The organism is Embleya sp. NPDC059237, assembly GCF_042754105.1.
Lineage (GTDB): Bacteria > Actinomycetota > Actinomycetes > Streptomycetales > Streptomycetaceae > Embleya.
Genome location: NZ_JBHZAE010000009.1, coordinates 312,199 through 337,325 on the forward strand (window position 1 = coordinate 312,199; position 25,127 = coordinate 337,325).

General features: G+C 71.6%; 22 protein-coding genes. 9 read left to right on the top strand and 13 right to left on the bottom strand.

The features are described from left to right. Positions 1-46 precede the first annotated feature (46 nt). Entirely contained in the window at positions 47-721 is a 675-nt protein-coding gene (locus ACFXKZ_RS28010) for a DUF2867 domain-containing protein (RefSeq protein ID WP_380003791.1), read from the top strand. Here ACFXKZ_RS28010 and ACFXKZ_RS28015 read toward each other — a convergent pair. The 9 genes from ACFXKZ_RS28015 to ACFXKZ_RS28055 form a co-directional block, all read right to left on the bottom strand. Then, the gene (locus ACFXKZ_RS28015) at positions 711-1,652 is read right to left on the bottom strand and encodes a D-2-hydroxyacid dehydrogenase family protein (protein ID WP_380003792.1); all 942 of its coding nucleotides are present in this window, start codon (positions 1,650-1,652) and stop codon (positions 711-713) included. The two genes, ACFXKZ_RS28010 and ACFXKZ_RS28015, sit on opposite strands and share 11 nt — an antisense overlap. 87 nt (positions 1,653-1,739) lie before the next feature. Continuing rightward, the gene (locus ACFXKZ_RS28020; RefSeq protein WP_380003793.1) at positions 1,740-2,588 is read right to left on the bottom strand and encodes an SAM-dependent methyltransferase; all 849 of its coding nucleotides are present in this window, start codon (positions 2,586-2,588) and stop codon (positions 1,740-1,742) included. A 224-nt stretch (positions 2,589-2,812) separates the two neighbouring features. Further along, the gene (locus tag ACFXKZ_RS28025; RefSeq protein ID WP_126637145.1) at positions 2,813-3,919 is read right to left on the bottom strand and encodes a ring-opening amidohydrolase; all 1,107 of its coding nucleotides are present in this window, start codon (positions 3,917-3,919) and stop codon (positions 2,813-2,815) included. Positions 3,920-4,102: 183 nt separating this feature from the next. Continuing rightward, positions 4,103-5,131, bottom strand: coding sequence for a carbamate kinase (locus ACFXKZ_RS28030; protein ID WP_380003794.1), 1,029 nt, complete (start codon positions 5,129-5,131; stop codon positions 4,103-4,105). 216 nt (positions 5,132-5,347) lie between these two features. Then, on the bottom strand, positions 5,348-6,889 hold the full coding sequence (locus tag ACFXKZ_RS28035; RefSeq protein ID WP_380003795.1) for a carboxyl transferase domain-containing protein: 1,542 nt from the start codon (positions 6,887-6,889) through the stop codon (positions 5,348-5,350). Between the two features lie 11 nt (positions 6,890-6,900). Further along, complete coding sequence (locus ACFXKZ_RS28040; protein WP_380003796.1) at positions 6,901-8,166, bottom strand: CaiB/BaiF CoA transferase family protein; 1,266 nt, start codon at positions 8,164-8,166, stop codon at positions 6,901-6,903. A 29-nt stretch (positions 8,167-8,195) separates the two neighbouring features. Further along, positions 8,196-9,122 carry an SDR family oxidoreductase gene (locus ACFXKZ_RS28045; protein WP_380003797.1) on the bottom strand — a complete coding sequence of 309 codons (927 nt, stop codon included), beginning with the start codon at positions 9,120-9,122 and terminating at the stop codon, positions 8,196-8,198. Positions 9,123-9,401: 279 nt separating this feature from the next. Then, a complete protein-coding gene (locus tag ACFXKZ_RS28050) occupies positions 9,402-10,178 on the bottom strand; it encodes an LPXTG cell wall anchor domain-containing protein (RefSeq protein ID WP_380003798.1) in 777 nt (258 codons plus the stop codon). A gap of 467 nt (positions 10,179-10,645) precedes the next feature. Further along, complete coding sequence (locus tag ACFXKZ_RS28055; protein ID WP_380003799.1) at positions 10,646-12,592, bottom strand: PucR family transcriptional regulator ligand-binding domain-containing protein; 1,947 nt, start codon at positions 12,590-12,592, stop codon at positions 10,646-10,648. 172 nt (positions 12,593-12,764) lie between these two features. Here ACFXKZ_RS28055 and ACFXKZ_RS28060 point away from each other — a divergent pair, with 172 nt between their 5' ends. The 4 genes from ACFXKZ_RS28060 (at position 12,765) to ACFXKZ_RS28075 (ending at position 16,834) form a co-directional block, all read left to right on the top strand. Further along, positions 12,765-14,216: a purine-cytosine permease family protein gene (locus ACFXKZ_RS28060; RefSeq protein WP_380003800.1), complete on the top strand. Its 1,452-nt coding sequence runs from the start codon at positions 12,765-12,767 to the stop codon at positions 14,214-14,216. A 41-nt stretch (positions 14,217-14,257) separates the two neighbouring features. Beyond that, a complete protein-coding gene (gene codA, locus ACFXKZ_RS28065; RefSeq protein ID WP_380003801.1) occupies positions 14,258-15,559 on the top strand; it encodes a cytosine deaminase in 1,302 nt (433 codons plus the stop codon). Between the two features lie 195 nt (positions 15,560-15,754). Next, the gene (locus tag ACFXKZ_RS28070; protein ID WP_380003802.1) at positions 15,755-16,636 is read left to right on the top strand and encodes a helix-turn-helix domain-containing protein; all 882 of its coding nucleotides are present in this window, start codon (positions 15,755-15,757) and stop codon (positions 16,634-16,636) included. Between the two features lie 3 nt (positions 16,637-16,639). Further along, positions 16,640-16,834 (top strand): DUF397 domain-containing protein, encoded by a 195-nt coding sequence (locus ACFXKZ_RS28075; RefSeq protein ID WP_380003803.1) that lies wholly within the window; start codon positions 16,640-16,642, stop codon positions 16,832-16,834. A 157-nt stretch (positions 16,835-16,991) separates the two neighbouring features. Here ACFXKZ_RS28075 and ACFXKZ_RS28080 read toward each other — a convergent pair whose 3' ends face one another. After that, complete coding sequence (locus ACFXKZ_RS28080) at positions 16,992-17,696, bottom strand: TetR/AcrR family transcriptional regulator (RefSeq protein ID WP_380003805.1); 705 nt, start codon at positions 17,694-17,696, stop codon at positions 16,992-16,994. A gap of 155 nt (positions 17,697-17,851) precedes the next feature. Here ACFXKZ_RS28080 and ACFXKZ_RS28085 point away from each other — a divergent pair, with 155 nt between their 5' ends. The 3 genes from ACFXKZ_RS28085 to ACFXKZ_RS28095 all read left to right on the top strand — a co-directional run bounded on the left by ACFXKZ_RS28085 (position 17,852) and on the right by ACFXKZ_RS28095 (position 20,578). After that, positions 17,852-18,658, top strand: coding sequence for an alpha/beta fold hydrolase (locus ACFXKZ_RS28085; RefSeq protein ID WP_380003806.1), 807 nt, complete (start codon positions 17,852-17,854; stop codon positions 18,656-18,658). A 187-nt stretch (positions 18,659-18,845) separates the two neighbouring features. After that, on the top strand, positions 18,846-19,418 hold the full coding sequence (locus ACFXKZ_RS28090; protein ID WP_380003807.1) for a dihydrofolate reductase family protein: 573 nt from the start codon (positions 18,846-18,848) through the stop codon (positions 19,416-19,418). Between the two features lie 188 nt (positions 19,419-19,606). Further along, on the top strand, positions 19,607-20,578 hold the full coding sequence (locus tag ACFXKZ_RS28095) for an SDR family oxidoreductase (RefSeq protein ID WP_380003808.1): 972 nt from the start codon (positions 19,607-19,609) through the stop codon (positions 20,576-20,578). Here the strand turns inward: ACFXKZ_RS28095 and ACFXKZ_RS28100 are convergent. The 3 genes from ACFXKZ_RS28100 to ACFXKZ_RS28110 all read right to left on the bottom strand — a co-directional run bounded on the left by ACFXKZ_RS28100 (position 20,569) and on the right by ACFXKZ_RS28110 (position 22,912). Then, on the bottom strand, positions 20,569-21,597 hold the full coding sequence (locus ACFXKZ_RS28100; protein ID WP_380003809.1) for a helix-turn-helix transcriptional regulator: 1,029 nt from the start codon (positions 21,595-21,597) through the stop codon (positions 20,569-20,571). The two genes, ACFXKZ_RS28095 and ACFXKZ_RS28100, sit on opposite strands and share 10 nt — an antisense overlap. Positions 21,598-22,050: 453 nt before the next feature. Next, positions 22,051-22,287 (bottom strand): hypothetical protein, encoded by a 237-nt coding sequence (locus tag ACFXKZ_RS28105; RefSeq protein WP_380003810.1) that lies wholly within the window; start codon positions 22,285-22,287, stop codon positions 22,051-22,053. A 157-nt stretch (positions 22,288-22,444) separates the two neighbouring features. After that, positions 22,445-22,912: a MarR family winged helix-turn-helix transcriptional regulator gene (locus ACFXKZ_RS28110; protein ID WP_380003811.1), complete on the bottom strand. Its 468-nt coding sequence runs from the start codon at positions 22,910-22,912 to the stop codon at positions 22,445-22,447. A 30-nt stretch (positions 22,913-22,942) separates the two neighbouring features. Between ACFXKZ_RS28110 and ACFXKZ_RS28115 the strand changes: the two genes are divergently transcribed. Further along, positions 22,943-24,022: a GNAT family N-acetyltransferase gene (locus ACFXKZ_RS28115; RefSeq protein ID WP_380003812.1), complete on the top strand. Its 1,080-nt coding sequence runs from the start codon at positions 22,943-22,945 to the stop codon at positions 24,020-24,022. Positions 24,023-25,127: the final 1,105 nt, after the last annotated feature.

Below are 25,127 nucleotides of genomic sequence, written 5' to 3' on the forward strand. Positions count from 1 at the left end.
TGGGGGCGGCGCAGGGCGTCCCGACGCCGGAAAGGTGGCAGCGGGCATGAGACTTCCTCGCACGGCTTACGTCGAACAGCCTTGGCGGCTCCACGAGTTCGCCCACGACTTCCGAGTCGAGGACGTGTGGTCCTACCGCACTCCGGGCGCCGGGCCGGACGACTTTCCCGTAATGCTCGCGGCGATGCGGGCGAGCGGCGGCCGGCAGGCGGCGCCGACGCGGTTCCTGCTCGCGGTACGCCGGAAGCTCGGCGTCCTGCTCGGCTGGGACCGGCCCGGGGCGGGGCTCGGGGAGCGCGTGGTGTCGCTGCGTGATCGCCTGCCGGACGAACTCCGCGACACCGTCGACCCCGCCGACTCCGGCGGCATGCCACTCACGCCCGTGTACGGGCTCGACCGCGAGTTCGTCGGCGAGCTGGGGAACAAGACAGCGCACGCCCTCATGCACCTGGGCTGGGTGCCGACCGGGGACGGCGGCCACGAGCTGCGGATGGCGGTCCTGGTCAAGCCCAACGGCTGGTTCGGCCGGCTGTACATGGCCGGCATCGCACCGTTTCGGCACCTGATCGTCTACCCGGCGCTGACCCGCCAGTGGGAGCGCATCTGGCTCGACCGTGCGCAACTGCTCGCCGCCGCCGAGGCGCACGCGGCGAGCGCAGTCCCCGGGCAGGCCACGCCCGCCGGCCCCGCCGACCGCCCTGGGGCGTCCGTCACCTCATGACCCGGATCGGGTCGCCGGTGAGGTAGGCGGCGATGTCCTCGACCGCGTCGCGGTAGAAGGTCTGGTACAGCTCGCGCGTGACATAGCCGATGTGCGGGGTGAGCACGACGTTGTCCAGTGTGCGCAACGGGTGGTCGGCGGGCAGCGGTTCGACGTCGTACACATCCAGCGCCGCGGCGGCGATGGCCCGGCGGCGCAGCACGTCCAAGAGGGCGGACTCCTCGACGATGGGGCCGCGCGAGGTGTTGACCAGGATCGCGGTCGGCTTCATCCGGGCCAGTTGGGCGGCGCCGACCAGGCCCCGGGTACGGGAGCCGAGGACGAGGTGGATGGACAGCACGTCGGACCGGGCGAACAACGTCTCCTCGGTCACCGCCGTCACGCCGTGCGCCGCGGCCCGCTCCGGGGTCAGATGCGGACTCCAGGCCACACACTCCATGCCGAACGCGTGGCCGATCCGGGCCACTTCGCTGCCGAGCCGGCCCAGGCCCAGCACGCCGAGCACCTTGCCGCGCAGGCCGACGCCGAGCCCCACCTGCCAGCCGCCGGCCCGCATCGAGCGCTCCTCGACCGGCAGATTGCGGGCGGCGGCCAGAATCAGCGCCCAGGTAAGCTCGGCGGTCGGATGGGCGACATAGCCCGTCCCGCAGACCACCACACCACGCCCGCGCGCCGCCGCCACGTCGATCGCCGCGTTCACCGGCCCGGTACTCACCAGCAGCCGCAGCCCGGTCAACCGGTCCAACACCTCCGCCGGAAACCGGGTGCGCTCGCGCATCGCGACGATCACCTCGAACCCGGCGAGCGCGGCGACCACCGCGTCAGCATCGGCGAACGGCTCGGTGAACACGTGCACCTCGGCGTCGAGCGAACCCCAGTCGGCCAGCTTCCGAGCCACGTCCTGATAGTCGTCGATAATGGCGATCTTCATGACCCCCGAGGCTAATGCCACCCCCAACCCCCAACCCCCCGACGCGCCCCAACCGGACACCCCGCGTGGCCCGCGTGGGTTCGAGGGTCAGCCCGGAAGGCGGCCGATTCCGCCCACGGACAGGTGGCCTTCGGGGGTGAGGGGGCGGGTGACCGGCTCGTCCGGGTGCCAGAGGGGGAGGAGGACCACACCGGGGTCCACGAGTTCGAGGCCGTCGAAGTAGCTCTCGATTTCCTCCAGGGGTCGGAAACGACCGCTGCCCAACTGGGTCAGGAAGATCTTTTCCAGCGCGCGCCCCTCCGGCGTGGAGTCGCAGAAGTGGGTGATGAAGATGTAGCTGCCCGGCGGCAGTGCGTCGCGGTAGGCGCGGACCACGCCCGCCGGGTCCTCGTCGTCGGCGAGATGGTGCAGGACGGCCACCAGGAGCAGGCCGACCGGGCGGGTGAAGTCGATGAGTTCGCGCAATTCCGGGCGGGCCAGCACGTCGGCCGGATCGCGCAGGTCGGCGGTCACCACGCGGGTGCGGTGGTTGTCCGCGAGCAGCGCCCGCCCGTGTGCGAGCACGATCGGATCGTTGTCCACGTAGACGACGGCGGCGTCGGGGTTCACCTCCTGGGCGACCTCGTGCGTGTTCTGCACGGTCGGCAGGCCCGAACCCAGGTCGACGAACTGGTCGATGCCCTGGGCCGCCAGATAGCGCACGCCCCGGGCCAGGATGTACCGGTTGTGCCAGGCGCCCTCGTTGGACAGGTTCGCAAGCGCCTCGTCGGCGATCCTGCGGTCCACCGCGAAGTTGTTCTTGCCACCCAGAATGGCGTCGTAGACCCGCGCGACGCTGGGTACGGTGACGTCGATCCCGGTCGGCGCCCAGTCCTCGGGCGACTCCCCCTCCGGCAGGGCGTCGAAGCCCCACTCGTCCTGCTCCCGCTCGACCACGGCTGCTCCTCGTCGATGTCTCGCGCGCTCACCCATGGCGTCTTACGGGCGTACGGAGCCTATCCGAGTCCCTCCGCCACCGAGCGGCAACTTCCGTAACACGTGCGGGGATTGGTGCCGGTGGGGTGGAACCGCGCAGCGCGGGCCGGGCGGACATGCCGACGGCCACCACCCGGAACGGGGAGCGGTGGCCGTCGGCGTGGGGTACCGGGAGCGCGGGTGCGTCAGTCCATCCGGACGATGGCCGCGACCGGTCCACCGCCCGAGGGGCCCTGGTGCACGGCGGCGACCGAGACGAACACGGCCGGGTCGCCGGTGACGGCCGCGGTCACGCCGCCGACGGTGGCCTTGATCTGCCGGTGCCAGTGCACGTCCGAGTCGTCCAGCATGATGTTGCGCCGGCCGCGCACGCTGCCGCTGGGGTCGGCCTCGCACTTGAGGAACACGTTGACCAGGCGGTCGCCGAGGTCGGAGGTGTGCGGACGCTCCGGCAGGTCGATCCCGGCCGAGCGGATCGCCGACCAGATGCCGTCCGCGTCGAGCGCGTCCTTCATCACGCCGTGACCGACCCGGAACGGGCCGCCGACGCCGCGCACGTTGCCGACCACCACGATCTGCGCGCAGTCGAGTTCCACGCCGGAGGAGCAGGACGCCACCGACGAGTACAGCGACAGGTCGCGGTGGATCTGCTCGGCCGTCGGCAGGTCGATCTCGCCCAGCGCGACGGCGATGCCCAGCGCGGTGGTCGAGTTGGAGACGTCCATGGACTTGAGGGTGTCCTCGGTCCACACGTCGAACCCGCGCGACTTGGCGTCGTTGATGGTGTCCAGGACCAGGAGCGGGGTCTTGGTCTGTACGTAGTGCACGTCTGCCGGGTCGGTGATGCCCGCGACCGCCATCGCCGCACGCACGCCGGCGGCGACCTTCTCCACCATCGGCACCCGGCCGATGTCCTCGGGCAGGATCGTCTCGCTCATCGCCACGCCGACCGACACGCGCGGCTCGTCGGTGGGCTCGTACCGGTTCTCCGGCGCGTAGGCGAAGACGGTCGCGTGGGGGGAGATCACGCCGTCGGTGCCGCCGGACCAGACCAGCGGTACCTTGCCGGCCTCCTCGACCGAACGCTTGCCCTTGGCGACCAGCACCTCGCGGAAGGCGCGGTCGGCCAGGATGCGGGTGTAGTCGTTGACCCCGCCGTTGCCCTCGGTCTTGCCGATGACGGCGAGCACGTCGTCCGCGGCGAACACGCCGTCGTCGATCAGCTTGGCCAATCCGGACGCGTCGGTGACGCTCTCGATGGCGACCTTGTGAACCTCGATCGGCCTGGGCACTCGTTCCACCTCGTTCATTGGAGTTCGCTGAATTACCGATACTGACCGATTTTGCGACCGTTGCGGCCGGTTGCACCGCTTCGGCCGCGTCGGATGTTGTGGCCGATCCCGATGCTTTGGCCGCTCCGGACGCGTTGCCCGCGTCGCAGGCCCGCGCGTCGGGGCGCGCGGGCCGACGGGACGCTACCCGGCGTCCGCCGCCGCCACGGCCGGTGCCGCCGCCGTAGCCGTGTTCGCCTCCACCACCGTGCCCGCCTCGCCGGCGACCGCGGCGGTGATCCGGTCCAGGGACGTGATCACCGAGCGCCGGCCGCCCGCCTCGACGAAGCGCACCGCCGCCTCGACCTTGGGCCCCATGCTGCCCCCCGCGAACTGCCCCGCCGCGGCGTGCTCGCGCAGCTCCTCAGGGGTGACCCGGCCCAGCTCGCGCTGGTTCGCGGTGCCGTAGTCGAGCATCGCGTTGGGTACATCGGTGGCGATCACCAGCACGTCCGCGTCGACCGACGCGGCGAGCAGGGCCGCGGTGAGGTCCTTGTCCAGGACCGCCTCCACGCCGCGCTCGGCGCCGTCCGCGTCGCGCACCACCGGGATGCCGCCGCCACCGGCGGCGACCGTGGTGAAGCCCGCCGCGACCAGGGTGCGGATGGCCGGCGCGTCGACCACCTCCAGCGGATCCGGCGACGGAACCACCCGACGCCAGCCCTTGGCGCCCCGGTCCTCCCAGTGCTGGCCGAGCGCGACGAAGCGCTGCGCCTCGGCCTGCGGCAGATGCCGGCCGACCGGCTTGGTCGGGTGCTCGAACGCCGGGTCGGCGGCGTCCACCAGGGTCCGGGTGACCACGGCCGCCACCCGGGCCGGCCGCCCGCGGCGGCGCAGCGCGGCCTCCAGGGCGGAGACGACGGTGAAGCCGAGGGTGCCCTGCGTCTGCGCGCCGCACCAGTCCAGGGTCACGGGAGGTACGACATGCGCGGTCAACTCGTTCTTGACCAGCAGGTTGCCCACCTGGGGGCCGTTGCCGTGAGTGAGCACGACGTCGACGCCGGAGACGATCAGGTCGGCCACCGCCTCCATCGCCACCGCGACGGCCGCCCGCTGGGCGTCGGGGGTGGCGCTCCCGTCCGGCCCCGTCATGGCGTTGCCGCCGAGGGCGATGAGCACTCTCCCGGTGCCGTTCGTGCTCCGGGTGCCGTTCGCGGTGCGGGGAGTTGTCATGTGTCGAACTCTCCTGTCCTGTCGTACGCGGGAGTCCCGATGCACCCGTCGCGGTTCGGCCCGTTGGGCCGTCGTCCGTCCGGGAATTGGGACTCTAGGTGGGGAACCGGGTCGATGGCTTGAGAGTCATTTGACTACAAACACCGATCGATCTGGCAGAAATTGCCGAGTGGCGCGCGCCCGGGTTCGGGGGTCCACGCCGGGCGCGCGCCCGTTTCAGCAGCCGAGGTGGGCGTATCGCTCCAGCCGCGCCGCGCGGCGTTCCTCGGTCGGTCGGCGCAGCAGGCCGACCAGTTCGTACTCCAGGACCTGTGCGAGCCGGGCCAGGAACGCCATCGGCTCGTCGGCCGCGTCGGGCCGTTCCGCGACGATCCGGTCCACCACGCCGTCGCGCAGCAGGTCGAGCGAGCGGATGCCCTGCGCCGCCGCGATCTCGGCGCCGCGGGTGGGCGTGCGGTAGCGCAGCGCCGAGGCGCCCTCGGGCGGAAGCGGGGACAACCAGCCGTGCTGGGCGCAGAGCACCCGGTCGGCGGGCAGCAGGGCGAGCGCGCCGCCGCCCGCGCCCTGGCCCAGCAGCAGGCACAGGGTCGGCGTGGGCAGGGTGACCAGTTCGGCCAGGCAGCGGGCGATCTCGCCGGCCAGTCCGCCCTCCTCGGCCTCCGGGCTGAGCGCCGCGCCGCCGGTGTCCACGACGCTGACCAGCGGCAGGTCGAGTTCGGCGGCCAGGCGCATGCCGCGGCGGGCCACCCGCAGGCCGGCCGGGCCGAACGGGCCGTGGCTGGACTGGCGGGCGCGATCCTGGGCGAGCACGACGCAGGGCGCGCCGCCGAACCTGGCCAGCGCGAGCAGCAGGCCGGGGTCGCTCTCCCCCTGGCCGGTGCCGTGCAGGGGCACCACGGCACTCGCCGCGTGCCGGAGCAGGGCGCGCGCGCCGGGGCGTTCGGGGCGGCGGGAGAGTTCGACCGAGGTCCACGCGGGTACGTCGGCCAGGTCCTCGACGGGCAGCGGGGCCACGTCGGGCAGGTTCTCGCGCGGCGCGGTGACGATGTCCAGGACCCGGGCGGCCACGTCGCCGAGCCGGTCGGGCTCGACGACGGCGTCGACCAGGCCGTGCGCGTACAGGTTCTCCGCGACCTGGACACCCTCGGGGAACGGCCGGCCGTACAGCGCCTCGTAGACGCGCGGGCCGAGGAAGCCGATCAGCGCGCCGGGTTCGGCGGCGGTGACGTGGCCGAGCGAGCCCCAGGAGGCGAGTACGCCGCCGGTGGTCGGGCCGCGCAGGTAGACGAGGTAGGGCAGGCCGGCGCTCTTGTGCGCGGCGACGGCGGCGCTGATCCGGACCATCTGGAGGAAGGCGACCGTGCCCTCCTGCATCCGGGTGCCGCCGGAGGTCGGCGAGGCGACCAGGGGCAGGCCCTCGGCGGTGGCCCGTTCGATCGCGGCGACCAGGCGCGAGGACGAGGCGACCCCGATCGACCCGGCCAGGAAGCCGAATTCGCAGGCCACCACGGCCACCCGGCGGCCCCGGATCCGGCCCTCGCCGGTGACCACGGACTCGTCGACGCCGCTCTTGGCCTCGGCGGCGCGCAACTCGTCGCGGTAGCCGGGGTCCAGGCGCTCGGGGCGGTGCGGCGGGGCGTCCCAGCTCGTCCAGGTGTCGGGGTCGAGCACGAGGCGGATGAGGTCGTGCGCGCCGACGCGGGGGCGGCGGGGCGGCGCGGCGGGAGCGGGCGCGGCCGGCACCGCTTCCGCCCCCACCGGTTCGGCCCTCACGCGCGCCGCGCGGCGTGCAGGGCGCGGGCGTCCTCGGCGTCGAGCCAGGCCTGCACGCTGTCCGTGTGCTGGCCGAGCGTCGGCGGGGCGTCGTGCCGCCGGCGCCCGTCGTCGCTCGTACCGTCGACTCCGTCGAGGCGGATCGGCGGGCCGGGCAGCGTGATCGGGCCGAGGGTGCTGTGCATGACGTCGAGCAGCAGGCCCTGCGACTTGGTCTGGTCCCAGTCGTAGACCCGGTCGATGGTGCGCACTTCGCCGGCCGGGATGCCGGCGGCGGCCAACTCGGGCAGCAGGTCGTCCACGTCGCGCGCGGCGAACGCGGCGTTGATCGCCTCCGCGAGTTCGGCCCGGTTGACCACCCGGTCGGCGTTGACCGCGAACCGGGCGTCGTCCACCGCGAGGCCGACCATCGGGGCGAACTTGGCCCACAACTTCTCGCTGCCCACCGCGACCTGGATGATCGCGTCCTTGCAGCGGTAGGAGCCGTACGGCTGGAGCGAGGGGTGCAGGTTGCCCTGCGCGCGCCCGACCTGGCCGGCGACGGTGTAGTTGGTGCCCTGGAAGGCGTGTACGCCGACGATCGCGGACAGCAGCGAGGTGCGCACGACCCGGCCCAGGCCGGTGCGCTCGCGCTCGTGCAGCGCGGCGACCACGCCGTAGGCGCCGTACATCCCAGCCAGCAGGTCGCCGATCGGTACGCCGATGCGGGTGGGGTCCTCGGGGCCGGGGCCGGTCAGGCTCATCAGGCCCGCCTCGCCCTGGGCGATCTGGTCGTAGCCGGGCCGGCCGCCCTGCGGACCGTCGTGGCCGAAGCCGGTGATGGACAACACCACCAGGCGCGGGTTGAGCCTGGTCAGCTCCTCCATCGGGAAGCCGAGCCGGTCGAGCACGCCGGTGCGAAAGTTCTCCACGAGCACGTCGCTGTGCCGGATCAGCCGGGCGAGGGTGGCCCGGCCATCCTCGGTCTTCAGATCGAGGACTATCGACTCCTTGTTGCGGTTGCAGGAGAGGAAGTAGGTCGACTCGCGGGCGTCCTCGGCGCCGACGAACGGCGGGCCCCAGCCTCGGGTGTCGTCGCCGCCGTCGGGGTTCTCCACCTTGATCACCCGGGCGCCCATGTCGCCGAGCATCATCGCGGCGTGCGGGCCGGCGAGGGCGCGGGAGAGGTCGAGCACGACGAGATCGCAGAGCGGTCCGCTCACGTCGAACACCCCTTTCTGCATGTGTGCGGCGGTGCGCAGTCCGGCGTCGAATGCGTCCAAGTTAGGCGGCGACGCGGCGTTGCTCGCCGTCAGTTACTGCCCAAGGAATCGCGCTCGCTTGGCAATACTTGGTGTTGGAAGCCCGGGGCGTAGTGGGCGTCGTCGGGGGCGAACACCCGTCGGGCGAAGTCTTCGAAGCGGGTCGGCGCCCGGCCGAGCAGCATCGCCAGGGTGCGCGGATTGCCGGTCAGGCCGTGCCGGTCGTAGAACGCGAACATCGCGGTCAGCGTGTCCAGGGCGTAGCCGGACAGGCCGCCGGCGCGGGCGTTCTCGCACCACTCGCGCGGGTCGATCCGGCGTGCGGTGACGGGGCGGTCGAGTACGGCGGCCAGGTGCGAGGCCATCAGCCGGGGCGTCAGCGCCTCCGGGCCGGCCAGTTCGTACACCGCGTTCTCGTGGCCGCCCTCGCACAACACGACCGCCGCGGCCTGGGCCACGTCGCGCAGGTCGACGGCGGCGAACGGGGCGTCCACCCGGTAGGGCACCACGTAGTCGCCGATCCGCACGATCGCGTCGCGGGCGTCCAGGATGTTCTGCTGGTACGGCCCGGGCTGCAGCACGGTCACCGCGAGGCCCGACTCGAACAGGGCCTCCTCGACCCGCGCCTTGGCCTCGTGATGCGGCATCGCCCGCAGTTGGGGCCGCAACACGGAATGGAACACGAACCGGCTCACGCCTGCCCGCTCGGCGGCGGTGATCACGGCGCGCCCGATGGCCGGTTCGTCCGGGTGCACGTTCGGCGCGATGTGATAGATCGCCTCGCACCCGGCCAGCGCCTCGGCAAGGTCGGCCGGCACGGTGACGTCGCCCACCACCGCCTCGCTCGCCCCGGCCGCGAGCGCCACCGCGACCTGCTCGGGCCGCCGCACCAACGCCCGCACCCGCACCCCACGCTCGGCCAACGCCCAGGTCAACGCCCGCCCGGTCTTCCCCGCGGCCCCGGTAATCACGATCATGCCCCCACGCTAGGCAGCACCGGCCCGGGGTTTCACGGTGCGCCCTCGCCAACACGGCCCCGCTGAATCGGGCACATAGTGCCGAAGCCGGGGTGTGTGGGGGCGCGTGGGCGGCGAATGCCGGCGGGCCGGTCCGGCGATCGGGTCCCCGGATCCGGCCGACCTCTCGCGCCACCATGCCCGGAACGCGAAGTGTCCCGCCGGGCCTGGGCTCGGCGGGACACCTCACGTGCGGCGGGTCGGTTCACACGATGGTGTGGGCCCGTGTCGCGCTTCGGGTCAGGAGGCGCGGTTGCCGCGGCGCTTGCGGAGGATCATGCCGCCGCCGACGAGGGCCGCGGCGGTGGCGAGGAGGCCGCCCACCGCTACGCCGCCGGTGCTGGCGAGCGAGCCGCCGCCACCGCCGCCGCCGGTGGTGGCGGGCTGAGTCGCGGTCGCGGTCGCCGAGGTGGAGGGCGACGAGGACGCGGACGTCGACGGGGTGCCGGTCGGCGGGGCCGTGGTCGGCGTCCCACCGGTGGGCGGTGCCGTCGTCGGGGGCTGGGTGGTGGGCGGCGCCGTGGTCGGCGGGGCCGTCGTGGGCGGCTGCGTGGTGGGCGGAGTGGTGGTCGGCGGGGTCGTCGGCGGCTTGGTGGGCGTCGACTTCGCCGGGCAGGTGTGGGACAGGTTGAAGAACTTGACGCTGCCGCCCTTGACCTGGGCGACCGCCGAGGTCAGCTTGGCGCCGGCCGGCGAGGCCACGTACGCGTGCTTGTCGGTCGGCGGACCGAACGTGGTGAGGACCTGTTGGCCACCCGGCTGGAACGTCACGGTCAGCGTGACGAACGTCGCCTCGTTGGTGGGCAGTACGAAGTGCCAGCCGTCCTGGTCGGCCGGAGTCGGGCATCCGCCCTCGTGCGAGACCCCGGGGTCGGTGGCGGATACGGGCGTCTGCTGGTGCAGCTTCACGGTGTACGTGTTGCCGGAGGCGAGCGCGGGCGCCGCGCCGACCGCCACGGCCAGTGACGGTATGGCCAATACGGCCGCCCAGCGGGCGAGCGTGGAGGACGAAGACATGGAGATACCTCTTGGGCAGGAGTGAATCGCATCCCGGAGGATCACTCGCGTCACCCGAAACGAGAATCGCCACCGAGACGGTTCGCTGCGCTCGCCCGAAGACCGCTTCGTCCCCCCCAGGACCGAAAAAGACCCTCGATGAGGGCAGCCGAGATTCCCACTCCGGCGAGTTCACCGTCAAGATCGAACTGTCCATAATGGCGGCTGATTTCCGGTTTGATGACCGGGATCGGATATAACAATTTCCGCCATCGCGGCATAGTCGGGATGGTTGGCCCAAGCCGGGATGAACTCATGGTGATCAAGGTGTCGCGGGCCGTCGATGGGGATGGCGGTCGTGGCCGGAAATGGACGGGACTCGGCCGGCCGATGCCGTTCGCCGTCGTGGGAGCGGGACTTCGGCCGCGGTGTCGGGTCGGGTGCGGTGCCGGGCGTCGTGGAGCCCGGCGGGAGATTGAAGACACGCCTCAGGTCGGGTTCGGGCCTCGGGTGGTGAGGAGGTCGCGGGCGGTGAGCGCGGCGCGTAGGGGGCCCTGGCGGTCGGGGGCGTCGGGGCTTACGTGGAGCAGGGATTCGATCAGGGCGAGGCGTTGGTGGACCGATTGGCGGCGGAGGAACAGGACGCCGGCGGTCCCGGTCTTGGAGCAGCCGCAGCGCAGGTACGCCTCGAGGGTGTCCACCAGACCGGTGCCGCGGGTGGCGTCGGCGGCCAGGAGCGGGCCGAGTTGGTCCTCGACGAGGTCGGCCAGTTCCTCCGGGGGCAGTCCGTCCAGGAGGCGTTCCAGGGCCCAGTCGTCGGCGAGTACGGTTTCGGCGACGCCGGTGGGCCGGATCGGGTGTACTCGGCGGGCCAGGCGCAGGGTGTCGCGCGCGGCGCGCAGGCTGTGTCCGACCCGGGCCACGTCCCGCACGAGCGGGCCGAGGGCGGCGGTCGGCTCGTGGCCGGCGGCCCCGGGCAGACCGAGGCGGTCGGCGAGTTCGGCGATGTGGGTGGGGCGGTCCAGGGCGATCAGGGCGTACGCGCCGCCGGGGCCGTCGCTGACGAGGCCGCGGCCGCCGCACGCGCGCAGGCCCTCGTACAGGGTGGTCACCGCCTGCACCGGGTCGGGCCGGCGCAGGGCGACGGTCGCCCACACGGCGGTGCCGGCCGGGACGAGGCCGCACACCGTCAGGCGCGCGGCGACCTCGCGCGGGGGCAACGCGTCGCCGAGCAGCCCTTCCACGAGCTCCCGCCGCTCGCGGCCCACCCAGCCACCACGGTCGGCGAGCCGCAACAGGGCGGGCGCGAACACCTGTGCGGCGTGCTCGGCCACCTCCCGCGCGATCGCCGCTCCGGCGGTCGACCAGGGCCCGTCGACGGGGGCAGCGCTCGGCGTCGCCGCACCCGGGATGTGGTTGGCGTCGGTCGTGCGGGCCGTGCCTGGTGTTCTGGTTGTGCTGGTCGTGGCGTTGGCCGTGTTGGGGCCGGCCGCGCCTGCCGCGCCCGGCATGTGGTTGGCGTCGGTCGTGCGGGCCGTGCCTGGTGTTCTGGTTGCGCTGGCCGTGGCGTTGGCCGTGTTGGGGTCGGCCGCGCCTGCCGCGCCCGGCATATGAGTGGCGTCCGTGCTGCCGGCCGTGCCCGCCGTCCTGGTTGCGCCGGTCGCGGGGCCGGTCGCGTTGTGGTTGGCCGCGCCTGTCGCGCCCGGCGATGGGTTGGCGTCCGTCGTGCCGGCCATGTTGGTATTGGCTGCGTCCGCCGCGTCCGCCGCGTCCGCTGCGCCCGCCGGGCCCACGAGTAGGCGTCCCCACAGTGCGCCCCTGAGTTCGACGCCGGCTTCGGCTGTTGGGGTCCTGACGACCGCGGTCGGGTCGTCCGTGCCCGCGTAGGCGGTGAGCGTTCCGTCGAGGGCCGCCAAGACCACCGGACGGTTGGTGAGCGTGGACAGCGTGGTGGTGAGTTCTTCGACGCCCGCGCCCCGCGCCAGGACGCCGGACAGGGTTCGCACGATGCGGTTGACGTGGCGCAGTCGCGTCACCGCCGAGTCGAGGATGGCCGCGTTGACCGCCTCGGCGATCTCGACGAACGGCACGACGCCGCGCAGGACGACCAGCGGCAGCCCCGCGTCCGCCGCCGCGCGAACCACGTCGTCCGGGACCTCGCGGAACGTACGGCCGACCTCCAGGGCCACCCCGGCCACGCCCGCCGCCGCCAGCTCCGTGACATAGCGTCGCCGCTCGCCCGCGTCCCGTCCGGCCAGGCCCAGACCCGTCGTGAGCAGCAGTTCGTCGCCGCGCAGCAGCGGGGCGATCTCGTAGATCTCGCTGGAGTGCACCCAGCGCACCGGGCGATCCAGGTCCGCGTGCGGATCCGGTACCGCCGGGTCGGCTCCGCGCATCAGCGGATGGTCGAGGACCGCGCGCAGGGACAGCGTCATGGACACTCCGTCCGGAAGATCCGTCAGTATGGCGGTCACGGTGTCCGTTGTCACGACCCGCCCGGCCGAGGAACCTTCGGTGATCACCCCACCGTAGCTCTCACCGCAGACCACATCGCATCGCACCGCGTCCCCCATCGCAGTGCTCCGCTCCGTCCCACCGGAGGTCTCCGTGGCAACCCTCGACCACCCCGCGCAACCCGCTCGCCCCGAGCGCGCGGTCGACCACATCCAGGTCGACCACACCCAGTCCCTCGAACCGGTACCCGACGAGGCCCGCGACTCGACGCCCGCGCACCAGTTCTGGATCTGGGCCGGCGCCAACATCGCGCCGATCAACTGGGTCCTGGGCGCCCTCGGCATCGTGCTCGGCCTGGGACTGGTCGACACCGTACTGGTCCTGATCGTCGGCAACCTGATCGGCATGGGCGTCTTCGGCCTGTTCGTACTGATGGGCCAGCGCACCGGCGTGACCCAGATGGTGCTGGCCCGGGCCGCGTTCGGTCGGCGCGGCGCCTACCTGCCCGCCGCCGTCCAGGGCGTGATCTCCGCCGGGTGGTGCGCGATCAACACCTGGATCGTGCTCGACCTCGTGATGGCCCTCCTCGACAGCGTCGGCTACGAGGGCGGCAATGGCACCAAGGTCGTGGTCGTCCTGGTGGTGATGGCCGTCCAGATCGCGATCGCCGCATCCGGCTTCGCCGCCATCGCCGGCTTCGAGCGCTGGACCGTACCCGCCACCCTGGTCGTGCTGGCCGCGATGACCGCGGTGGCCTGGACCCGGCTCGACATCGACTGGGGCCACGCGAGCACGTTGAGCGGCGGCGACCGCTGGTCGGCGATGAGCACGGTGATGACCGCGATCGGCGTCGGCTGGGGCATCACGTGGTTCGCCTACGCCTCCGACTACTCCCGCTTCGTGCCGCGCACCACCTCCCGCCGCAAGCTGTACGCGGCCAGCGTGCTGGGCCAGTTCGTCCCCGTGGTCTGGCTCGGCGTGCTCGGCGCGTCACTGGCCACGGTGAACGCCAAGGCCGACCCGGGGCAACTGATCGTCGACTCGTTCGGCCCGCTCGCCATCCCCGTGCTGCTGCTCGTGCTGCACGGGCCGATCGCCACCAACATCCTGAATCTGTACAGCTGTTCGCTCTGTGCGCAGACCCTGGACATCAAGGTCTCGCGGCGCGTGTTGTCCTGCCTGGTGGGCGCGTTCGCCACCGTGTTCACGCTGCTCCTGGTCTTCCGGGCGAGCCTGGCGCACACCCTGGACACCTGGCTCGCGGGCATGGTCACCTGGGTCGCGCCGTGGGCCGCGGTGATGTTGGTGCACTTCTACGTGTTCGCCCGACAGCGCGTGGACGTCGCCGCGCTGTACGCCGCGCCGCGCCGCGGCCTGCGCGCCGACGTGCGCTGGTCGGCGATCGTCGCGCTGCTGTGCGGCATGGTCGCCACCTGGTGCTTCGAGTACGGCGTCCCCGAGGCGCTGCGCGGCCCGGGCGCCCGGGCGATCGGCAACGTGGACCTGTCCTGGTTGGCGGGCGCGATCGTCGCGGGTGGGCTCTACCTGGTGCTGGGTCGCCACGAGCGCAAGCAGGAGCGGGTGCCCGAACCCGCCCGATCGTGAACCCGATTCCGATCCCCGAACCATCCCTGGAGCGACCGAACATGCAGAGCAGCCTCACCGTGACCGACTGCCGGCTCCTCGACCGGGCCGACCGGGTCGACCGGGTCGACATCGTGGTGACGGACGGCATCGTCACCGACATCCTCCCCGCCGGGACGCGAGCCGTCGCGCCGACCGGTCCGGTCGTGGACGCCGCCGGCGCGCTGGCCACGCCGCCGTACGTCGAGCCGCACATCCACCTCGACACGGCCCTGACCGCCGGCCAACCCCGCTGGAACACCTCCGGCACGTTGTGGGAAGGCATCGAACGCTGGTCCGAACGCAAGGCGATGCTCACACGCGAGGACGTACTGGCCCGCGCCGAACAGGTGTTGCGCTGGCAGGTGGCCCACGGCGTACTGCACGTACGCAGCCACTGCGACGTCACCGACCCCGAACTCACCGCGCTGCACGCGCTGATCGAACTGCGCGAGCGGGTTCGGGATGTGCTCGACCTCCAGGTGGTGGCGTTTCCCCAGGAGGGCATCGTGTCCTTCGACGGCGGGGAGGCGCTGATGGAGCGGGCCGTGGCTGCCGGGGTGGATGTGATCGGGGCCATCCCGCACTTCGAGGACACCCGCGAGGACGGCGTGCGGTCGTTGGCGATCGCCTTCGAACTCGCCGAGCGGCACGGGCTGATGGTGGACGTGCACTGCGACGAGATCGACGACGAGCAGTCCCGATTCGTCGAGGTGGTCGCCACGCTGGCCCGGCGCGGCGGCCTCGGCTCCCGGGTGACGGCCAGTCACACCACCGCGATGGGCTCGTACAACGGCGCGTACAGCCGCAAGTTGCGCCGGATCGTGGCCCGTTCGGGCATCAACCTGGTGAGCAACCCGATGGTGAACCTGACCCTCCAGGGCCGCTTCGACGACTACCCCAAGCGCCGCGGCCTGACCCAGGTCAAGGAGATGCTGGCTGCCGGCGTCAATGTGGCATTCGGCCACGACGACGTGATGGACCCGTGGTTCCCATTGGGCACGGCCAACCCGATCCAGGTGGCCCACGCCGGCATCCTGGCCGCGCAACTGTCCGGCCAGACGGAAATCGACGAGGCGTTCGCGATGGTCACGACGCGGGCCGCCGGGGTCCTGGACCTGGGCGAGCGATATGGCATCGCGATCGGCCGCCCGGCCAACTTCCTGCTCCTGCCCGCCGATTCCCCCTTCGACGTGCTACGCCGCCAGGTGCGGCCGAGCCACGTGATCTCGCGGGGGAGAGTGGTGGCCGAGACCCCGGCGGCGCCGACGCGGCTGACGTGGCCGGGACGGGAGGCGGAGGAGGAGGACTTCGGGCGGCACTGACACCTCCACCATGATCACGCAATGCACCGATTCGGCGGCGACGCGTGAGTTTCGGCCACTAGCATGGCGGCGGGATTACGGGCCGAGATGAGCCGAAATGCACTCGCGCACGGTAATTCCCGCTGCGACGCAGAACGTTCTTGCCGGGGCGGGACGTTCGCCGGGACACTGAAATCGTGTGCGGAGGAACGGAAAATGACCCAGGACATCGAGTTGGGCACGCCTGCCCTGTGCCGTTTGCAACTCGGGGCGGAACTACGTCGGTTGCGTGGTGAGGCCGCTCTGAAGTCGAGCCAGGTGGCGAAGAGGCTCCTGTGGAGCCCGTCGAAGCTGACCCGACTGGAATACGGGGACAACGTCATCGCCGAGCCGGAGGACGTGGCGATGCTGTGCGACGTCTACAAGGCGGACGCCGAGACGCGGTCCCTGCTGATCGACTACGCCACGGTGACCAAGACGAAGCAGAACCGATGGACGTCGATCGGGGAGCGGCCGGCAGTCCGGCCGGCCATCCACGCTTTTGTGGGTTTGGAGGCGTCGGCAGCCGTAGTGCGCACCTACCAGTCGGACTACGTGCCGGGATTGCTTCAAACGGAAGCCTATGCCAGGGCGATTCACCAGACCGCGTCGAGGAGTTACAGCTCCGAAGAGATCGAAGTACGCGTTGCCGCACGAGTGGCCCGGCAGGCCGTGCTGCACCGCGCGGAAGCGCCCTTGGAACTCTTCGTCATCCTGAGTGAGACGGTACTGCGCCGACGCGCGGGCGATTCGACCGTGACCCGCGAGCAGCTTGAACACCTCGCGGATCTCGCGACCATGCGGAATGTTCAAGTGCAGGTCATGCCGTTCGGCGCGGGATTTCACCTCGGCATGAATGGTCCCTTTGCCATCTTCCGGTTCGCCAGGACGTCTCTTTCGAGGCCGATCGTCTACTTGGAGAACCTGGCCGCCGGTTGGGTCGTCACCGACGATGGCATCGTCGACAGCTATGAGCACACGTTCAGCGAACTTCGGGCTCTGGCTCCGGGGCCCCAGGAATCCCGGAACATGATTCATCAGGCGATTAAGGAGGTCTGATCCATGACCACCAACGATTGGTTCAAGTCCAGTTACAGCACGGACGTCGACTGCGTCGAGGGAGCCCGCACTCCCGCGCACGCCATCTCCATACGCGACTCCAAGGTGCCCACCCAAGGCACCTTCCTCTTCCACGAAGCCACCTGGACCGCCTTCCTGACGGCCCTGAAGACCACCGAGCCCCCGCTCCCCGCCTAGGTCATATGTCCGGTTGCGGTCAGTGGATGTCGGGTCGTGCGAGGTCTGCGATCCAGACCATGGTCCCGGCGTCGCCTTGCCGTGGTTTTGGTGGGGTCGCCGATACGGCACGTCCGAAGCCGTCCGCGCGCCCGGGTTCCGCAGTCCGTAGGGACATTCACCCATGCGTGCCCGGGTGGTCGTCCGTTGGCGGTGGTGTGAGGAGGCCGTGTTCGATCATGTCGACGAGGTCGTCGGTGGACGCGCGGGCCTGGGCGGGGGGGAGGCCGCGCAGGGGGCCGTCGACGAGCAGCGCGGCGAGGCCGTGGACGGCGGACCAGGCCAGGAACTCGGCGCCGGGGCGGCGGGTTTCGTCGAGTGCCCCGGCGTCGACCAGGTCGTCGAGGGCGTCGCCGAGGATCTGGAACGGGGTGCGCCCCGCGGTTCCGGCGGCGGTGCCGTCCTCGGCCTGGGCCATGTCGGCGTGGAAGGTGAACGCGATCCGGAACAGGCCGGGTTCGGCCTGGGCGAAGGCGACGTAGCCCTGTCCGACGGCGCGGAAGCGCGCGTAGGCGGTGGAGAGCCGGTCGGCGTCTTGGGCCAAGTGTGCGGTGGCGGCGTCGATCTCGGTCTCCATCGTGACCGCCAGTCGGGCCATGGCGGCCTGGGCGACGGCGGCGAGGAGGGCGTGGCGGTCGGCGAAGTGGCGGTAGGCGGCGTTCGGGGCGACGCCCACGCGGCGTGTGGTCTCCCGCAGTACCACCGCGTCGGGTCCTCCGGCGCGGGCCAGTTCCAAAGCGGCCTCGATCAGCGCCCGGCGCAGATCGCCGTGCCGGTAGGTGCTGCGCGAGCGGGACGGGGGCTCGGGGCGGTCGACGGGCACACTTCCTCCATTGTGGACGGCGTCCACATGTGTGTGGCAGGATCCTGACATCCGCCGCGGCGGCCGGTCCCGACCGCCCGCACCATGTGGACGTTGTCCACAATAGCGGTCCGTCGCGTGCACACCGGCCCCGCGCCCATCTCGAAAGGCTCGTCATGACCGTCACGCTCGCTCCCGCCCCCGTCGTCTCCGCGGACGGCACGCCCATCGCCTACACCTCCACCGGAACCGGTCCGGCGGTCGTGTTCGTCGACGGTGCCCTGTGCCACCGCGCCTTCGGCCCCGGCCCCGCCCTCGCCGCGGAATTGGCCGCCCACCACACGGTCCTCACCTACGACCGGCGCGGGCGCGGCGCCAGTGGCGACACCGCGCCGTTCGACGTCGACCGCGAGATCGAGGACCTCGCCGCGGTCATCGCCGCGGCCGGCGGGACGGCGTACCTCGTCGGAATGTCGTCGGGTTCCGCGCTCGCCCTGCGCGCCGCCACCGCCGGGATCGGCGTGCGCAAGGTCGCCGTGTACGAGCCCCCGTTCACCACCGACGAGGCCGGCGCCGCGGATTTCGCCGGCTACGTCCGCAACCTCCGTGCCGCGCTCGTGGAGGACCGGCACGGCGACGCCGTCGCCGAACTCATGCGCTATGCGGGCGCTCCGGCCCCGGCGGTCGAGCAGATGCGCGCCACCCCGATGTGGCCCGCGTTCGAAGCCGTCGCGCCCACCCTCGCCTACGACGCCGCGGCACTGGGCATCGACACCGGCGCGGGGGTCCCCGCCGGGCTCCTCGCGGACATCACCGTGCCCGTCCTCGCCATCGACGGTGACGCAAGCCCCGAAATCCTCCGCGCCCCCACCCGCGCCGTCGCCGCCGCGATCCCCGCCGCCGGCTACCTCAGCCTGCCGGGCCAGACCCACGACGTCGCCCCGGCTGTCCTGGCGCCCGTTCTCCTCGACTTCTTCGCCTGAGCACCCATGGGCTACCCGGCGCCGCGGCGTCACTGGCGCGACCACAGCCGGGCGCCCGAATAACTCGAACAGGGGAAGACGGGTTTCCCCGCGATCCACAGTCCAAGATCATGTCCGGTGCGCCGCGAAACGAGCGCACACCGACCGAACCCGCCGGAAACGGCAACGAGACATCTGGGAATCTTCGATGCGTACTTTGATCAGCACCGCCTTCGTCTCGCTCGACGGCGTCGTGGAGGCCCCGGGCGGGGAGCCCGGCTACCGCAACTCCGGATGGACCTTCAAGGACATCGAGTTCCTCCCCGAGGCCTTCGAGATCAAGGGCCGTGAACAGCAGGAAGCCGCGGCGATGATGATGGGCCGGGTCAGCTACCAGGCGTTCAGCGCGGTGTGGCCGGACATGGCCGACTTCGCCGACTACAAGGTGATGCCGAAGTACGTCGTCTCCACCACGTTGTCCGAGGGCGACCTGGTGTCGAACTGGGGCGAGACCACGATCCTGCGCTCGCTCGAGGACGTCGCCGCGCTGAAGCAGACCGACGGCGGCCCGATCATCGTGCACGGAAGCGCCACGTTGAACCAGGCCCTGTCGGACGCCGGCCTGATCGACCGCTACCACCTGCTCGTGTTCCCGCTCCTGCTCGGTGCGGGCAAGCGCCTGTTCAGCGCCACGGACAAGGACACCCAGAAGCTGAAGCTCGTCGAGCACGAGGCATACGCCAACGGCGTGCAGAAGAACGTCTTCGACGTCGTCCACTGACCGAGGTTCCACGGTCACCGCCGCCGGCACAGTCGACTCGATGTACGTGCGATGGCGCCGCCAACGCACCCGACCGCGCGAACCGGATCGCCTCGCGAACGTGCCCGCGGGCGGTCCGGCCCGGTGCGCGCGGAACATCCGGGAAAGGGTGACGTGTTCTGTCGCCATTGGCGTGGACGATCAATGGCATGAGCCAAAAAACGTCGCTTCCGAACATCGATCGAAACGCCTCCCAGGAGCGCCCGCTCGCGGGCCGAATCGCACTCGTGGCCGGAGCCACCCGCGGCGCCGGGCGTGCCCAAGCCGTCGAGCTCGGGCGGGCCGGGGCCACCGTCTATGTCACCGGACGCACCACCCGCACGCAGGCCAGCGAGGTCGGCCGGGCGACGGAGACCATCGAGGAGACCGCGGAACTCGTCACCGCGGCCGGCGGCACGGGCACCGCCGTCCCCACCGACCACCTCGACGAGGAGCAAGTCCGCTCCCTCGTCCGGCGGATCGACCAGGAGCAAGGGCGGCTTGACATCCTCGTCAACGACCTCTGGGGTGGCGAGCATCTCCTCGTCGCCTCGGTCTTCGGCAAGAAGAGCTGGGAGACCCCGCTCGCCGACGGCCTGCGCATCCTGGATCTCGGTGTCCGCTCACACGTGATCACCGCGGCGCTCGTGCTGCCGCTCCTGATCCGCTCGGACGCACCGCTGCACGTGGAGATCACCGACGGCACCGCGGTCTCCAACCGCCGCTACCGCGAGAACATGTACTACGACCTCGCCAAGAACGCCCCCATCCGGCTCGCCTTCGGGTTGGGCCAAGAACTGGCGCAGTACGGTGGCACGGCGGTCGCCGTTTCGCCGGGGTTCATGCGCTCGGAGCAGATGCTCGCCCACTTCGGCGTGACCGAGGAGAACTGGCGCGACGCCATCGCCCGGGAACCGGCCTTCGCGATCGCCGAGTCCCCGTACTTCCTCGCCCGCACGGTCGCCGCCCTGGCCGCCGACCCGGACCGGGCCGAACGCTGGAACGGCAGGTCCACCTCCAGCGGGGAACTCGCCGGGATCTACGGCGTCCGGGACGTGGACGGCAGCCGGCCGGACGCCTGGGCGTACTTCGAGGACGTGACCCACGGCGGGAAGGACGCCTCGGCGGACGACTACCGCTGATCCAGCGGCTCCGCCCCGTACAGCGCGGCAAGGGCGAGTGCGCGCTCGCGGAAGCGGGCGCGCAGTCCCGCCGGCGCCACCACCTCGACGTCCGCGCCGAGCCTGCTCAGCTGGTCGAAGGCGACATCCGGTGACTCCGCCGGCACGTCGAGCGTCACCAGCCCGGTGGCATCCGGCTCGCTCGCGCCCGCCAACGCCTCCTGGACACCGGCCTCGTCGACCACGGCGGGCAGGCGGCGCAAACCCTGCTCCGTCAGACGCACCGTGACCCTCGTGCGCAGCAGGGTCCGGGCGAACCCGGCCGCGTGTTTTGCCCAGTGCGCGGCCAGGTCGAAAGCGGCATCGCGCACGAACGGTACCGGCGCACCGGGAGCCAGTGCCGTGACGCGGTCGACGCGGTAGGTGCGCCAAGCCCCGTCACGGCTCGCCCCGTCGGCCGGGTGCCGAGCCACGAGGTACCAAAAGCCCGCTTTGAGGACGAGCCCGTACGGCTCGACCACACGGGACACCGTGGTGGGCGGCGCGCCGTCGCGGCCCGGCCGCGCATAGGCCAGTTCGACCATGTGGTCGGACCACACGGCGCGGGCCAGTTCCGGCAGCAGTCCGGGCGTGCACGGCTCCCGAAACCAGGCCGGCGCATCGAGATGGAACCGGCGCACCGACGACTCGGCCGCCGCCCGCACCGACGGGAGCAGGGTGGCCGTCAACTTCAGGCGGGCGCTGTTCGCCACATCCGACAACCCCAGATCCTGTAGCGCCGTGGGCAGACCGGAAAGGAACAGCGTCTCCGCCTCCGAGGGGTGCAGTGTGGCGAGTCGGGTTCGATAGCCCGGCGCCAGGTGGTACCCGCCCACCCGGCCGCGCTCCGACCTGACGGGGATGCCGGCCTCCTGCAACGCCTGGACGTCGCGGATCACCGTGCGCTCGGAGACGTCCAGCTCGCGGGCGATGGCGGAGGCGGTCAGGCCGGGGCTCAACTGGACGAGCAAGGCCATACGGATCAGGCGGGCGGCACGCATGGCCCCATGATCGTGGAAGCCGCCCCCGATACGGCCTCCGGTGGACGGATTCGGCCCGCTGCGCCCGCCGTTCGCGGGGTCGGTCGGAGGAGGCGGCCTCTCGGCTCCACCGAGCCACGGACCACCCGAGCACCGCTCCCGGAGTACCGCCTTCACGTCCCACGTGCAGGTCCGGGAGTTCGTGAACCGGGGGCAATACGCGCCGACCGTTCGACCCACGGTGTGATGTGCCCGCAACTCGCCTACTGCCGTGACGCCTTGGTGTGTCGCCATGGTGCAGGCGAGGTCGTACAGGGGCCAACGGCTCGCTGTGAGCCGATGTGGGCGGTCACGTCGTAGCGTCGGTGCTCGCTTGCGTGCGCCGGGAGCCGCGAGATGTCGATCGGACCATGCCGGCGCCGCGTCGGACCGAGTCCGCTTGCGAGGCGGGTGTCCATGACGCGGGACCGGGGGTCAGCGGCGTCCCGCCTTGATGGCGTCGACCACGTCTTTCGCCTCTTTGAGACTCGCGCCGGTGGTCTCCCGATGGACCTTGATCGCCTCCATCGTCCGGCCTTCGTCCACGAGCGCCCGGACCTGGGCGAGTTCCGAGTCGTCCTCCTCGATGCCGAGGTGACGCATGATCAGATCGAGTTTCCGCTCCACCCGGACGAGCCGGCTCTCCACGGTGCGATCGGTGCCGAACATCATGCCCCGAAGTCTAGTCCTGCAACGGTGTTGGTCCGTCAGGACGGGAGTGGGTCTCCTCGTCGCTCGTAGTGGCTGACGCGGGCTTCGTCGCCGGTCGCGACGGATACCGGGTCTCGCCGGTCGCCGTCGTAGGTGCGCGGCTGATCGGCGCTCGCCGTCAGCCCTCGATGTCCTCCAGCTTCCGGGCGATGCGTTCGAGGGCGCCGAGGTCCTCGGGCGGGAGCCGGTCGATGAAGTGGCGTCGCACCGAGGCGACATGCGCCGGGGCGGCGTTTTCGAGCGTGTCCAGGCCGTGGGCGGTGAGAATGAGGAAACATCCTCTGCCATCCGCCGGGTCGGGTGCCCGTTGCAGGAGGCCGCGCGCTTCCATCCTGGTGGCGTGCCGGGAGAGCCGGCTGCGGGACCACCGCATCTTGGCGGCCTGTTCCCGCAGGGTGCTGGTGTGGTCGGGCCGCTCCGACAACGTGCTGAGCACCTCGTAGTCGGGCTCGGAGAGCCCGACCGCGGCCAGGTCACGCGCCGTGGCGGCCTGCACGGCGACCACCATGCGCCGGTAGGCCCGCCACGCCCGCTCTTCGTCCGGGTTCAGCCAGCGCACATTCTCGGTCGAGGATTTCTTTGACATGTAATCAATCTAGCGGTTACTTTCGTTTCCATGTCAACGAAAACGGCGCGCGTCCTCGTCCTCGTGTGCAGCACCCGGCCCGGCGCCCTCGGCCCGGCGGTCGGCACGTGGTTGATCGAGACGATCACGCCTCGCGCCGGGGAACTCGACGTCGAACTCGTGCCCATGGCCATCGGCGACCTCGACCTGCCCTTCCTGGACGAAGAGGAGCATCCGTCGTCGGGCCTCTACGCGCACGAACACACCAGACGATGGAGCGCGCTCGTGGACGCCGCGGACGGCTTCATTGTGGTGACCCCGGAGTACAACTACGGAATGCCGGCGACTCTGAAAAACGCGCTCGACTACCTCGGTCGCGAGTGGGCATGGAAACCGATCGGCTTCGTCAGCTACGGGAACACTTCCGCGGGCACGCGCGCGGTCCAGCACGCCAAGCAGGTGGTGACCACACTGCGCCTGGTGCCGTTGGGACGCACGGTCGCGATACGCATCGGTGACGCCGTCGAAGACGGCCGGATCCGCCCGAGTGCCACTCTTGCCGGGGCGGCCGTCGGCGTCCTGGACGAACTGGTCCGGGTTGCCCACGCCCTGCGTCCGATGCGCGAAGGAGCACGCCCCGGCCTGCCGCCCGGCCCGCTGCCGGGCTCCTACCTGAGACGGCTGACCCCTGACGACGCTCCCGAGGTCACGGTGGTGCAGCGGTGCTGCTGGGTGGACGAGGCTCTCGCCAACGACACCCTCGACATCCCGGCCTTGCACGAGTCGCCGGAGCAGATGGGCGAGTGGCTGGCGACCTGGCACGCCATGGGATTGTGGCGGGACGGCCGGCTGCTGGGCATGGTGCGGGCCCGACGCGTCGACACCGACTGGCACGTCGGCCGGCTCGGCGTCGTGCCCGACCTGCGGGGCCGGGGACTGGGCCGTTGGCTGTTGCGCACCGCCGAAGCCGCGGCCGACCCGAGCTGCCGCCGCCTCGTGCTGCACACCGGCGTCCACAGCCGGCAGAACATCGCCCTCTACCAGGGCGAGGGGTACCGGTCGGAGCCACACACCGGCGACGACGGAACCACCCGCCTCACCAAGGCCATAACCCCGCCGGCCGTAGCGTAGACCGGGCCCGCAGGCGGGCGAGGGCTGTTCGACAGGGTCACGGCTCGGATCACGAACCGGTTCGGTCAGGTCGAGTCCCGATCCGGTGCCCGCGCTGCGGTACGCACACGGCAGCGCGGCACCGACCGTGGACGAGGCCGGCTTCGTGAAGAAGGGACGTACCTCAGCAGGAGCGCAACGGCAGCACACCGGCACCGCAGGACACGTCGAGACCCCCAGGCAGCCCAACACAGCCACACCGGAGTACCAATAACCAGGCCGGCCGGGCCGGATGCCGGCGGCGGGCGTTGTGCTTTGGCCGGGAGGCCGGAACCGGCCAGAGTCGCCGGGCCGGCCGCCGCCGGCGTGCGGGGCTCCAAGACCGGGGCTCCCGGCGAGAGTTGCGCTTTGCTCGGCGGAAAACCGACCAACAGTGGCGGGCGGGGAGGGGCTCGGGTCGAGTCGGCGGGGGTGCCTTTGCGGGTGGGTCGGGTGGTTTCGGCGGAGCTTGCGTCTTGGTTGCCGAGGACCGGGGGCCGGTCAGAGTCGCCGGGCCGGCCGCCGCCGGCGTGCGGGGCTCCAAGACCGGGGCTCCCGGCGAGAGTTGCGTTTTGCTCGGCGGAAAACCGGCCGGCAGCAGCGGGGAGGGGTGCGGGGCCGGGTTGCGTTTGCCAGGGGCCTTTCCGAGTGGGTTGGGGTGTTTCGGTGTGTGGTGGGCATGTGAGTGACGAAGGCTCACGAAACCGGACGGCGTCGGGTACCGCAGCGCCGAAGTGAGAGAAAACCGCAGGTGGGAGTGAAAGGGGAGCCGTTTCGGGTGCCTCGGGATCCGGTTTCGGCCCTCACCGGCCCCCACTGGGCAGTTTCGGTCGTCCTCGCCGGTCTGCGTGAGACCGAAGCGCGCGAAACCGCCTCGACCGGGCAGTTTCGGTCTCTCCCACCGCCGTTGAGGAGCCCCAGACGCACGAAACCGGCGCTCGACACCCGATTCTCCGCCCCGACCACACAAAACCGCAGGTCACCGAGACCCAAAGCTCCGAACCACCCATCGCGATCCGGTTTCGACCCCCACCCCCTCCCGAAGCACTCCGAATCCACTCGGGAAGGCGCCCCGGCGGACTCGACC